Origin of the sequence: Clostridium sp. ATCC BAA-442, from assembly GCF_964239415.1 — a bacterium.
GTDB classification, from domain to species: Bacteria; Bacillota; Clostridia; order Oscillospirales; family Oscillospiraceae; genus Flavonifractor; species Flavonifractor plautii.
Genome location: NZ_CAXSQB010000027.1, coordinates 29,446 through 41,126, shown reverse-complemented (window position 1 = coordinate 41,126; position 11,681 = coordinate 29,446). Strand labels below are relative to the sequence as shown.

The 11,681-nt window shown below is 63.6% G+C and carries 10 protein-coding genes; 5 read left to right on the top strand and 5 right to left on the bottom strand.

Going from position 1 to position 11,681, the window contains the following annotated elements; genetic code table 11:
• The first annotated feature begins 291 nt into the window (after positions 1–291).
• The 3 genes from ACESY8_RS12335 to ACESY8_RS12325 all read left to right on the top strand — a co-directional run bounded on the left by ACESY8_RS12335 (position 292) and on the right by ACESY8_RS12325 (position 5,622).
• Entirely contained in the window at positions 292–3,954 is a 3,663-nt protein-coding gene (locus ACESY8_RS12335; protein WP_338154744.1) for an S-layer homology domain-containing protein, read from the top strand.
• Positions 3,955–4,108: 154 nt separating this feature from the next.
• Entirely contained in the window at positions 4,109–4,645 is a 537-nt protein-coding gene (locus tag ACESY8_RS12330; protein WP_054339389.1) for an RNA polymerase sigma factor, read from the top strand.
• A complete protein-coding gene (locus ACESY8_RS12325) occupies positions 4,642–5,622 on the top strand; it encodes a hypothetical protein (RefSeq protein WP_007489980.1) in 981 nt (326 codons plus the stop codon). Before ACESY8_RS12330 ends, ACESY8_RS12325 begins: the two co-directional genes overlap by 4 nt.
• A gap of 156 nt (positions 5,623–5,778) precedes the next feature.
• On the opposite strand, the gene ACESY8_RS12320 is transcribed toward ACESY8_RS12325, so the two are convergent.
• Genes ACESY8_RS12320 through ACESY8_RS12305 form a run of 4 tightly spaced genes read right to left on the bottom strand, consistent with a single transcriptional unit; the run spans position 5,779 to position 8,283 of the window.
• Positions 5,779–6,402 carry an ABC-2 transporter permease gene (locus ACESY8_RS12320; RefSeq protein WP_195446725.1) on the bottom strand — a complete coding sequence of 208 codons (624 nt, stop codon included), beginning with the start codon at positions 6,400–6,402 and terminating at the stop codon, positions 5,779–5,781.
• A 2-nt stretch (positions 6,403–6,404) separates the two neighbouring features.
• Complete coding sequence (locus tag ACESY8_RS12315) at positions 6,405–7,049, bottom strand: ABC-2 transporter permease (protein WP_007489977.1); 645 nt, start codon at positions 7,047–7,049, stop codon at positions 6,405–6,407.
• Positions 7,046–7,906: an ABC transporter ATP-binding protein gene (locus tag ACESY8_RS12310; protein ID WP_009261243.1), complete on the bottom strand. Its 861-nt coding sequence runs from the start codon at positions 7,904–7,906 to the stop codon at positions 7,046–7,048. The genes ACESY8_RS12315 and ACESY8_RS12310 overlap by 4 nt, the downstream gene beginning before the upstream one ends.
• Positions 7,903–8,283, bottom strand: coding sequence for a GntR family transcriptional regulator (locus ACESY8_RS12305; protein WP_007489974.1), 381 nt, complete (start codon positions 8,281–8,283; stop codon positions 7,903–7,905). Before ACESY8_RS12305 ends, ACESY8_RS12310 begins: the two co-directional genes overlap by 4 nt.
• 123 nt (positions 8,284–8,406) lie before the next feature.
• Between ACESY8_RS12305 and ACESY8_RS12300 the strand changes: the two genes are divergently transcribed.
• Positions 8,407–9,477 (top strand): alanine racemase, encoded by a 1,071-nt coding sequence (locus ACESY8_RS12300; RefSeq protein ID WP_054339390.1) that lies wholly within the window; start codon positions 8,407–8,409, stop codon positions 9,475–9,477.
• Between the two features lie 74 nt (positions 9,478–9,551).
• On the opposite strand, the gene gap is transcribed toward ACESY8_RS12300, so the two are convergent.
• A complete protein-coding gene (gene gap / locus ACESY8_RS12295; RefSeq protein WP_009261245.1) occupies positions 9,552–10,565 on the bottom strand; it encodes a type I glyceraldehyde-3-phosphate dehydrogenase in 1,014 nt (337 codons plus the stop codon).
• Between the two features lie 286 nt (positions 10,566–10,851).
• Here gap and ACESY8_RS12290 point away from each other — a divergent pair, with 286 nt between their 5' ends.
• Positions 10,852–11,637 (top strand): sensor histidine kinase, encoded by a 786-nt coding sequence (locus tag ACESY8_RS12290; RefSeq protein WP_054339391.1) that lies wholly within the window; start codon positions 10,852–10,854, stop codon positions 11,635–11,637.
• Positions 11,638–11,681: the final 44 nt, after the last annotated feature.

Below are 11,681 nucleotides of genomic sequence, written 5' to 3'. Positions count from 1 at the left end.
CCCCCCCCCCCCGTTTGCGTTTACAAGGAGAAGGATCTCCTGCATCAACAGGAAAAACAAATAAAAATACGAATCTTATATTGCGGATATTTGGTAAATCTGCTATATTGAGAGACGGACCCGGCATCTGGTTGGAGTGTGGAGCACGTCCTGCGCAGCGTGTCTGTGGGGGACGTGTATTGGTTGAGAAGGGAGGCGGCAGTGAGAGATAGCCGGGGGATGTCATAGCCTGGGCTCCATGGCCCAGATCCCTGCGGAGTCGGGAGGATATTTCAAAGGAGGATATACGAAGTGAAACTGCACAAGAAGCAACTTGGTAGTGCGCTCTCCCTGTTCCTGACGCTTTCGATACTCTTATCCATGCTGGCGCTGCCCGCCATGGCAAAGGCCCCGGCGGAGGGCGCCACCCTGGCCCTGGACGATACGCTCCTCACTCTGGATCAGAGCGAGGAAACCTTTGTTGCCACCCTGAAAGTCCCTGTGTCCCAGGAGCAGAAGAACTGGGCGGATAATCAGTGGAAGGACTGGGCGGACTCCATCCAGTGGAGCCTGACCCGTGACAAGGTAGATGTTCAGAGTCCGGAGTACTATCCCAATATCTATACCGGTGACGATCTGGAAAATTGGATGAGCTGGGGCCACATCAACCAGCACGGCGCCGACGGCGAGCCTTATTTTTCTCTGGAGGAGCCTGAATTCTCCGTCCGGGATGGCTTTGTCACCGTGGTTCAGCAGTTCAGCCATGGGATCTTTTTCAACATGAAGGATGAAACTCTGCCCCTGGTGACGAACTCCCTGCAGGCCATCGGCAGCAACACCTTCCGCTACGCCCGCAACGTCTGGCCCAGCTTTATCGGTAACTATGAGCTGGCCGCCCGCGTGGACGGGGAGAAGCTGGCTGGTACTCCGATGGAGATTAACGTCTATGAGAGCAACGTCCGCTATGACGAGCTGTATCATGAGCTGATGGAGATTAAGGGGCTGGCCGAGGCGAATGGCCGCTATTTCGACGTGCAGTCCTTCGGCAAGAGCACTGACGGCCGCGACCAGTGGTATGCCGTGGTGTCCGACAGCGCCGAGTCCGTTGAGAGCTTCAAAAAGATGAATGCCCAGGCCCAGTCCGACCCCGAGGCCGTGCTGGAGGCCATTGAGGGCGGCATGGATTACCGCATGCCCATCATGATGAACAACTGCCACCCCGATGAGGCCGGCGGCGTAGATGCCCACACCAACCTGCTGCGCACCCTGGCCACCGAGGACACGGTGACCTGGAACACCATCACCGGTCTGACCGGCGGCAAACAGGTGGACATGGGGATGTACGATCCCAAGATCGTGGACTTCGCGCTGGAGAGCGATGACGGCGGCACCGAGTACGCCTTCACCGGCTACGGACTGAAAATCAGCGCTACCACCATCAACGGCAATGGCAACGACGGCCGCACCGATGCCAGCGAGTACTACACGTTCAGCGAGGATAAGCAGATGAGCGTGGACGAGATTCTGGACAACCTGATCATCATCGTCGTGCCCGATGAGAACCCTGACGGCCGTACCTACAATACCCGCCCCAACGGCAATGGCTTCGATCTGAACCGTGACGCCTCCAACCAGACCCAGGCGGAGACAAGCAACATCGCCCGCCTGATCTGCCAATGGAATCCCGTGGCCTTCATCGAGTTCCACGGTTTCACCGCTCAGTTCCTGTGTGAGCCCTGCACCCCGCCCCACGAGCCTAACCTGGAGTATGACCTCTTTGTGGAGCAGTTTCTGCTGGGGGCCGAGGCCTTCGGCAATGCCGCTCTGGCCACCATGTCCGTGCAGCACAAGGATGAATTTGAGACCAAGTATCAGACCTACTATACCCCCCTGCGCGATAGCTATGATGCCGAGACCGGCTGGGACGCCTGGGATGACCTGAGTACCAACTACACACCCAGCTATGCCATGCTCAACTGCGGCTCCATGGGCTTCACCATCGAGACTCCCTCCGGCGGGGAGAGCTCTGTCCGCTTACTGGAGAGCGGCATGTATGGCCTGTGGCAGTTCCTGTCCGACTGTAAGGATACCTGCTATGAGGCGCAGCTGGAGTTCTTCCGCCGCGCCGTGAACAACGAGGATCACCGCGACAAGATGGAGCAGTGGTACGTGGACATGAGCAACCAGACCCTGACGGAGGATACCTGGCGGGTGCCTTATGCGGGCAATGGCAAATACTTTCCCGAGTACTATGTGCTCCCCGTGGACGCGGCCGCCCAGCGTGACCCCGCCGACGCCTATGCCATGGCGGAGTTCCTGATCCGCAACGGCGTCCAGGTTTCCCGCCTGACCAGGGACACTGCGGTGGACGGCGTGACCTACAAGGCCGGCTCCCTGGTCGTGGATATGTATCAGGCCAAGCGCAACTACGCCAACTGTGTCCTGAACCAAGGCTATGACGCCTCCGCCTCCGGTTTCCCCAGCCTGTACTCCGAGTCGGTATCCAGTTTCCCCAACATGCGCGGCTTTGACTGCGCCCCCATCGACACCGTTGGGGCCTTTGAGGGGGCTCTGGAGGCGGTCACGGAGGTTCAGTCCGCCAGCCAGAGCACCGGCTCCGGCTCTATCGCCCTGCTGGCCAACAACGGCACCGAAACCGTCCGTGCCGTCAATGCGTTGCTGGCCTCGGGCAAGACGGTGGGCATGGTAACCGAGGGCGCCAATAAGGGCGACTTTGTCGTGCGCGCCTCCGATCTGGCCGCCGTGGAGCAAGAGTATGCGCTGGTGATTACCCTGACCGAGCAGATGCCCGCTGCCCGCGCTATCTCCGCCCCCACCCTGTATCTGGCCGGCCGCCACGCCGCCTTCGGCGACGACAAGGTGACTTCCGGCTACTATACCAAGTGGTTTGCCGACGGATACGGCTTCATCAACTATGACAACATCCATAACAACGGCACCTCCAACTACGATGTGATGGCCTACACCAAACACATGGGCTTCCGGGTGACCGACGATCCCGCCAAGGCGGATGTCATAGTGGGCTCCGTGGCGTTGGACAGCGGCGCCTGGGGCGAGGCCGCGGTGGAGGCCGTGAAGAGCGGTACCCCCTACATCGCAACCGGTGCCTCTACTTTGGACTACCTCCAGACTCTGATTCCCGGCCTGACCTACGAGGAGAAGGGACAGGAGGCCCTCCACCGCGTCACCTACCCCAGCGACAGCCTGGTGACCGCCAGTCAGACTGGCGACGGTGATCATGTCATCTACACCCTCAACTGCGCGGTGCTCACGGGCTACCCGGAGAACGCCGAGGTGCTTATCCGCGCCCAGGAGAAGGACAGCTTCATCGTCGGCTGTATGGCCGGCGGCAGCATGGACAACGGCGTGGAGGCCATTGCCTGGACGGACGGCACGATGGATATCACCGTATTTGCCAATTCCATTGTCAACCGCGCCCACCAGCAGGACGACTACCTCTTTGCCTCTAATGCCATCTTTTCGGAGATGCTGGCCGACGAGCCCCTGGAGTTCTCCGCCGTGACCCGCGGCACGCTGGCCCAGGAGCTCTATGAGCGGGAGGGCAAGCCCACCGGCGGTGCGGCCGGCTTTGACGATATGGCGGAGGACGCAGCGTACGCGGACGCGGTGAACTGGGCGGCCTCCGAGGGGATCATGAAGGGTTACAGCGCCGCAGCGTTTGGCCCCGGGGACAGCCTGACCCGTGAGCAGCTGGCAGTGGTTCTGTACCGCTATGCGCAGAAGAAGGGCTATGAGCTGGCGCAGGACGGCCCCGCCCCCAAGGACTTCACCGACGGCAATGCGGTGTCCGGCTGGGCCTTGGAGGCCATGACTTGGGCAGTGAACACCGGCGTACTTACCGGCAAGGAGGACGGCACACTGGCGCCTCAGGGCGCCGCCACCGCCGCCGAGGTGACCCAGGCGCTGGAGCTCCTGGCCGCTGCGGCCGGCTGAGCCTGTTTTCCCGCAGGACTGCGGCCCACACGACACAGAGAGAAGCGCGGCGCATCTGCGCCGGGCTTTTCCTGTGGGGCGGAGCAAAAAATGGGGCGGATGCGTCAGGTTTCCGGGCTTGGAACCGTACTGTAAGGTGAAAGGGGGCGAACCAATGGAGGAGGTTTTGGATCATAACCAGGAGGCGGAGCAGATTTTCCGGCAGTACGGCAGGCTGCTGGAGCTGGTGGCCGCCGCCCAGCTCCCCGGCCGCCCGGAGGACGCGGAGGAGTGCGTCCAGGACGCCGTCTGGGCCTTTGTAGAGGGCAGGGCGCCGTGGGATCCCGCGCAGGGGAGTAAGCAGACCTGGCTTTGCGTGCTGGTGCGCAGCCGGGCAAAGGACCGCCGCCGCGCCCTGGCCGCCCGGATGGAGGAGCCACTGGAGGAACACTCTGGCCTGGCGGCGGCGGATCACGCGGAGAGAGCTGCGGTGCGGGACGGACTGCGCCGGGTGCTGGAGGGGCTGAGCCGGGAGGAACGGAGGCTGTTCACCCTGCGGTTTGTCTACGGGCTCTCTTCTGCGGAGCTGGGTAGCGTACTGGGGCTGTCGCCCAACGGGGTGGACGCCCGGGTGAGCCGCCTGCGGAAGAAGCTGAAGCGGCTGCTGGCCCGGCAGGGGCTGGGCCTGTGGGAACGGGAGGGAACCAAATGAGATACTGTGATTGGGACGAGGTACTGGACCGGGATGGTCTGCTGATACTCACGGAGGAGGCGCTGACGCCTCCCAGGCGGAGCCGGGCACCCCTGAGGCGGCTGGCGGCCGCGGCGGCCTGCGCGGGGCTGGTGCTGGGACTGATGAACTACCGGGCCGTGGCCGCCGGGGTGGGGGAGCTCTGCCGCTATTTCGCAGGCATCGGCGCCACGGCGGATGACAAGGCGGAGCTCTGGGTGCTGGAGGAGCCGGTCACCTGGACGGAGGGGGACTGGACCTACGAGGCGGATGCTACCCTGCGCAGCGGGGTGCTGGAACTGGAACTCACCATGAGCAGCCGTTTACCTGCCGATCAGTTGCCCTCTCCGGTGGAGCTGCGGCTGGGCCTGTCGGCGGACGGGGAGCCGCTGCACAATGCCGTCCACACCATCACTCCCTACAGCGTGGCGGATGCCGGGGAGGGGAGCGGCTACCCCCGCTACCGCCTGGAGCAGGGCTATCAGACCACTGCATCCACCCGCCTTCGCTGTACGATGGCCGCCCCGCCGCCGGAGGACTGCGCCCTCCATGTCAGCGGTCTGGGCGTCCAGGGGGGAGTGTTCTCCCTCCGACTGGTGCCGGCGGAGACGCCCCCCACGGTACAGAAGACTTGGACGCTCCCCCAGGGGGATATGACCATCTGGGTGGCGGAGGACGGCTCGGCCATATCCGCCAGCTTCGACAGCACAGAGTGGTGGGGCTGGCCCTTCGACATCTCCTTTATCGGCGCATCGGGAGAGCGCTATCCCTGCCACGACATCACAGGCGCCTATGAGCTGGACGGCACCGAGCGGTTCGAGGCCATCAAGCCGGAGGGCATGGAGGAACCGGTGGACGCAGTGTGTATCGGCGGAGTGGCTGTGGAGAGAATTCAGGATGCCGGCGGCAGGGCCGACCACCTGTATGAAAGTCTCGACTGGGTTATCGAGCTGCCCTGAACCACGCAGAAACGTCCCCGGAGGGAATTCCCTCCGGGGACGTTTTTGGATACGGGACAGACAGGGGCTTACAGGTGGGTGTCCCTTGGCGGCCGCACGCAGTTCCTCGTCCGACCGTAGCGTGGCACACCCGGCGGGCGGGGACAGGCCACGCCCCTACAGTTCCTTTTTACAGTAAATCTTCCGGGCGATGCACCAGGAGGCGGCGTAGGCCGCCGCGCACAGGACGGTCACCAGCCAGGGCAGGGCGGCGGCCAGGCCGGGGGTGGGCGGGGGAAGAAGGCCCCGCTGGAAGAGCAAAAGCAGGGCCATGCCGCCGCCGAAGAAGAGGATGAACACAAAGTAGAGGGCCGCCCGGCTGCGGCTCACCCCCAACAGCAGGAGAAGGGGCAGGTTGACGGCGTTGACCGCCAGGGCCAGGCCGGTACAGACCAGCACCGCCAGGGACAGAGCGCTCTCCGGCCCCTCCATCAGGGCGGTGAGGAAGAGGGAAATCCCGCCGCTGAGGGCGGCCAGCAGCAGGGCCAGCAGGTACTTGCCGTCCACCGTCCCGCGCCGTCCGGAGGGGGTGGCGGCGGCGTACCGCTCCCAGTGCACAGCCTCGTCATAGCTGAAGCAGGTGGTGGGGAGAAGGGTGCCGTAGAGAACCGCCAGGCCGCACAGAAAAGAGGCGTCCAGCACTCCGGCGGCAGTGAGCGTCAGATAAAGCCCCAGCAGGAGGGCATAGTACCAAAGCTGCCGCCGGAGCAGCAGCCAGTCCTTGCAGAGCAGTCCGGCCATGCTTAGAACTCCTTTCGGGCATAGATGGCCTGGGCAATACAGTAGGAGAGGGCGAAGCCGCCCACGGCCAGGATGGCAAGCAGGCCGGGCAGGGCGGTGAGCACCCACGCCGGGGGCGCGGGGAGGGCGAGGCCCCGGTCGGCCGCCAGGCCCAGCAGGGCGAAGCCGGCGAAGACCAGTAAAAAGAGCGCCATGCTCACCATGCGGGCCTTCTCCGCCCCAAACTTGAGCAGCAGGGGGAGCGCCACCGCGTTCATGATCAGGGCGATCCCCGCACAGGCCAGGGCGGACAGCAGCAGCTCGGACAGGGACTCCTCCAGCCCGCCGGCCAGGGCCAGCACGACCAGCAGCAGGGAGACAAACACGGTGCTGGCCAGGGTCACCAGCAGGGTGAACAGGTACTTGCCTGTCACCACCCCCCGGCGGCAGGCCGGGGTGGCGATGGCGAAGCGGTTCCAGCGGCTCACGTCGTCGGAGGTGACGGTGGTCATAGGGGTGATCAGGGACATGAGCACCACCATGCCGCACAGCACCGAGGCGGTGAACACTCCCGACAAGCACAGGCCGCCGTAGACCAGGAAAAAGACCAGGTAGGTAGTCAGATGGCCCTTAAGGGCCAGAAAATCCTTGTAGATGAGGCCGGTCATCGGGCATCCCCCTTTACGGTAAAGACCATAATATCCTCCAGCGACACCGGCTCCACCGCCAGCTCGGGGTGGAACCGGGCGAAAGCCCGCCGGTTTTTCACCAGGGCCTCACAGCCGAACTGGCCGGAGCGCACCCCCACCAGCAGGGCGGGGTCCACCCGCTCCAGCTCGGAGCGGCCGCACACCAGCTTGCCGTAGGTGTCCAGCAGCTCATCCTTGGCCCCCGACACCGCCACCCGCCCCCTGTGGAGGTAGGTCACATAGTCGGCCACCTTCTCCAGATCGCTGGTGATGTGGCTGGACAGGAGAATGGCGTGCTCCTCGTCCTGAATGAACGCCAGGAACTCGTCCAAAATTTCGTCCCGCACCACCGGGTCGAGGCCGGAGGTGGCCTCGTCCAGGATCAGCAGGCGGGGCCTAGCGGCAAAGGCCGCCGCGAGGGACAGCTTCATCTTCATGCCCTTGGAGAAGGTCTTGACCAGCTTTTTGCTGGTGAGGCCGAATTTCTCCAGGTAATGCTGGTACAGGGCTCCATCCCAGCCGGGGTAGAGGCGGGCGAGAATGCTCCCCACCTGGGGGGCGGAGAGGCCGTCGTGGAAGGTGGTCTCGTCCAGCACCACCCCCACCTGGGCCTTGACCGCCCGCTCGTCCGCCAGGTTGTCCAGGCCCAGCACCTGGATCTCCCCGCCGTCCCGGCGGACCAGGTTGAGGATGCACTTGATGGTGGTGGACTTGCCTGCGCCGTTCTCCCCGATCAGGCCCATGATGGTGCCGCCGGGTACGGTGAAGGACACGTCGTCCAGCTTGAAGGAGCCGTAGTCCTTGGTGAGATGGGACACTTCCAATGCGTTTTTCATAGTGTTTCGTCTCCATACAGAAGGTTGAGGGTCTCGGTGAGCTCGGCCAGGGTGACGCCGCCGGCCTTGGCGACGTCCACCGCATGGGACAGGTGCTCCTCGGCCCGGCGGAGGGTGTCCTCCCGCACCAGCTCCGGGTTCTGGGGCGCCACAAAGCACCCCTTGCCCGGCACAGTGGTGAGAAAGCCCTCCCGCTCCAGCTCCTCATAGGCCCGCTTGGTGGTGATGACGGAAATGCGCAGCTCCTTGGCCAGCAGCCGCATGGAGGGCAGGGCCTCGCCCTCCTTCAGCTCTCCCCGGAGAATGAGGCCCTTCATCTGCCGGGTGATCTGGTCATAGATGGGTACGCCGCCGGAATTGCGGATGATGATGTCCATGGTACACCTTCTTGATGTCATACTGTATATATTCAGCATACACAGTATGACATATGGAATTCCCCTTGTCAAGAGGGAAAATGAGGGTTACACTGTTGGTAGCTACAAAGGGGGTTGGAAAGCATGTACGCACCCATACTGGAGATTGACACCAGGAAAATCGAGGAGAACGCCCGAAAGCTCCACACCTTCTGCGCCCTGCGGGGGGTGGAGCTGGCCTTTGTCACCAAGGGCTTCTCCGCCCGCCCCGGGGTGATCCGGGCGGCCCGGGCCGGCGGCGTCACCCGCTTCGCGGACAGCCGCCTGAAAAACATCATCGCCGCCAAGACCGCCATACCCGGCCTGCACTACCTGCTCATCCGCATACCCGCCATTGACGAGGCCGAGGAGGTGGTGCGCTGGGCTGACTGTAGCCTCCAGAGCCAGATTGAGGTCATCCGCGCCGTGTCCGATGCGGCCGTCCGGCAGGGGAAGATTCACCCCATTATTCTCATGGTGGACGTAGGGGATCTCCGGGAGGGGGTGTTCGGCCGGGAGCAGCTGGAGGAGATTGCGGGGCAGATTCTGGGCTGTCCCGGTGTGGAGCTGGTGGGTCTGGGCACCAACGTGGGGTGTTACGGAAGTATCCTGCCCTCGGTGGAGAACACACAGATCCTGGTGGAGTTGCGGGACTTCCTCAATGAGAAGTACGGCTTCCATATCAAAACCCTGTCCGGCGGCTCCACCTGTACGCTCAAGCTGCTGGAGGAGGGGCGGCTCCCCGCGGGCATCAACCACCTGCGGGTGGGCGAGGGGCTGCTCTACGGCGAGGACACCACCGGCATGCGCTTTCTGGAGGGGTACCACACCGACGCCTTCCACTTCAAGGCCCAGGTGGTGGAGCTGCGCCGCAAGCCGTCGGTGCCCATCGGGGAGCACGGCCGGGACGGCAAGGGGGATCTGCCCGAATACCCCGACCGGGGGGTCCACCTGCGGGCCATCTGCGCCGCAGGCAAGCAGGATGTGGCCTGGGCCGCCCTCACCCCCACCCTGCCGGGGGCGGAGATGATCGGCGCCAGCTCCGACCACCTGATTGTGGACGTGGAGGGGTGCGGAGGCCGGGTAAAGGTGGGAGACTGGCTGGACTTCCGCTGCGGCTATATGGCGGTGCTGGACGCCACCACCTCCGCCTATGTGGACGTGCGGGAGGTGTGAGCGGCCGCCTCCGTGGGCAGAACGAAAACGAGAGCGGAGGCCGTCCGGCTTCCGCTCTCTTTGGTTGGATTCACTTACTTGTGGTCCACAGAATACATATGGGTGATGAGGTCCAGCACCTTGTTGGAGTAGCCGATCTCGTTGTCGTACCAGGACACGACCTTCACGAAGGTGTCGGTCAGGGCGATGCCGGCGGTGGCGTCGAAGATGGAGGTGCGGGTGTCGCCCAGGAAGTCGGAGGACACCACGGCGTCCTCGGTGTAGCCCAGGATGCCCTTCAGCTCACCCTCGCTGGCCTTCTTCATGGCGGCGCAGATCTCGTCGTACTTGGCGGGCTTGGCCAGGTTGACGGTCAGGTCCACCACGGAGACATCCAGGGTGGGCACGCGCATGGACATGCCGGTCAGCTTGCCGTTGAGGGAGGGGATGACCTTGCCCACGGCCTTGGCGGCGCCGGTGGAGGAGGGGATGATGTTGCCGGAGGCGGCGCGGCCGCCGCGCCAGTCCTTCTTGGAGGGGCCGTCCACAGTCTTCTGGGTGGCGGTGGTGGAGTGGACGGTGGTCATCAGGCCGTCGGTAATGCCCCAGTTGTCGTGCAGCACCTTGGCGATGGGGGCCAGGCAGTTGGTGGTGCAGGAGGCATTGGAGACAAAGTTCATGCTGGAGTCATAGGTCTCGTGGTTGACGCCCATGACGAACATGGGGGTGTCGTCCTTGGAGGGGGCGGACATGACCACCTTCTTGGCGCCGGCGTCGATGTGGGCCTGGGCCTTCTCCTTGGTCAGGAACATGCCAGTGGACTCCACGACATACTCGGCGCCCACCTCGCCCCAGGGGATGTCCTTGGGATCCATGCAGGCGAAGAACTTCACAGTCTTGCCGTTGACGATGATGGCGTCGTCGGTGTACTCAATGGTGCCGTCAAACTGGCCGTGCATGGTATCATAACGCAGCATGTAGGCCATGTAATCGGGGGTCATGAAGGGATCGTTGATACCCACGAACTCGATGTCGGAACGGGAGATACCCGCGCGGAACACCAGACGGCCGATCCGGCCAAAGCCATTAATGCCAACTTTAATGCTCATAATGAATCGCTCCTTCGTTCTAATTTGATTCTTAAATGATTTCCAATTGCGCGCCTCCATTATAAACGAATCCGCGCCGAATGAAAAGGGGGAAAACAGAAAACTTACTGGGGAAACTGTATAAATTTACACCGGCACTATCGGTAAACGCGGTGGTTTCGACATGATTCGACATTTCTGCTTGAGCGGCGGGTCGGATTTTGCTATACTGACGTTATCATACCCTTACAACTTTACGGAATTCCTGCGCAAGCTATGGCAGGACTGGAAAGGAGGTCGGCGGCATTTGGATGAGAAGAGAGAGGATCTGGGACCGCTCCTGGTAGAGCAGCTCCGTCAGCAGATGAACAACCTGTCCGCAGCGATTCAGTTGCTCACGCCGGTGGTGCGGGAGAAGGCGGGGCCGCAGTACGACCCCTATTTGGCCATTCTGCACCAGAGCCTGTACCGGTTGATTCGTATGGTGGGCAATCTTGAGTATCTGGAACTGCCTGAGGGAGAGCTCCCCCTGCGGGAGGGCACGCTGGATCTGGCCGGGCTGTGCCGGGAGCTGGGGGAGCAGGTGTCTCCCCTGACGGCGCTGGCTGGCATCCGCTTTTCCTATGAGGAGGAGATAGGGAGCCTCCTCACCCATGGAGACGGGGCCCAGCTCCGGCGGCTGCTGCTCAACCTGATCGCCAACGCCGTCCGCGCGGCGGGAGAGGGCGGAGAGTCCGGCCTGCGCCTGGCCCGCCGGGGCGGGCGGGCGGTCCTCACCGTGTGGGACAACGGACCGGGTTTTCTCCCGGAAACCGATGAGCGGGAGCTGCTTCAGCGGCCGGGCAGCCTGGGTCTTGGACTGAAGGTGGCCCGCCGCATCGCCGCCCTCCACGGGGGGAGCATCGTCTTTGAGCAGCGGGAGGAGCGGGGCTCCCGGGCGATCGTGTCCCTGCCCCTCCGGCCGCCGGAGCCGGGCGAGCTGCTGAAAACGCCCCGGATGGGGTTTGACGGCAGCGGCGGATTTTCCGACACGCTCATCGAGCTGGCAGGCGTGCTGCCCTACCGGGCCTTTTTCCCGGAGGATGTGGAGTAATACAGTGCAGACGGGGGGGGGGGGGGGGGGGGGGGGGGGGGGGG

Excerpts from the sequence above, each read along its gene's own strand:
- ACESY8_RS12320 (WP_195446725.1), bottom strand. The coding sequence starts at position 6,402 with ATGGCCGGACTGCTCTGCAAGGACTGGCTGCTGCTCCGGCGGCAGCTT.
- ACESY8_RS12310 (WP_009261243.1), bottom strand. The coding sequence starts at position 7,906 with ATGAAAAACGCATTGGAAGTGTCCCATCTCACCAAGGACTACGGCTCC.
- ACESY8_RS12315 (WP_007489977.1), bottom strand. The coding sequence starts at position 7,049 with ATGACCGGCCTCATCTACAAGGATTTTCTGGCCCTTAAGGGCCATCTG.
- ACESY8_RS12305 (WP_007489974.1), bottom strand. The coding sequence starts at position 8,283 with ATGGACATCATCATCCGCAATTCCGGCGGCGTACCCATCTATGACCAG.
- gap (WP_009261245.1), bottom strand. The coding sequence starts at position 10,565 with ATGAGCATTAAAGTTGGCATTAATGGCTTTGGCCGGATCGGCCGTCTG.
- ACESY8_RS12330 (WP_054339389.1), top strand. The coding sequence starts at position 4,109 with ATGGAGGAGGTTTTGGATCATAACCAGGAGGCGGAGCAGATTTTCCGG.
- ACESY8_RS12325 (WP_007489980.1), top strand. The coding sequence starts at position 4,642 with ATGAGATACTGTGATTGGGACGAGGTACTGGACCGGGATGGTCTGCTG.
- ACESY8_RS12300 (WP_054339390.1), top strand. The coding sequence starts at position 8,407 with ATGTACGCACCCATACTGGAGATTGACACCAGGAAAATCGAGGAGAAC.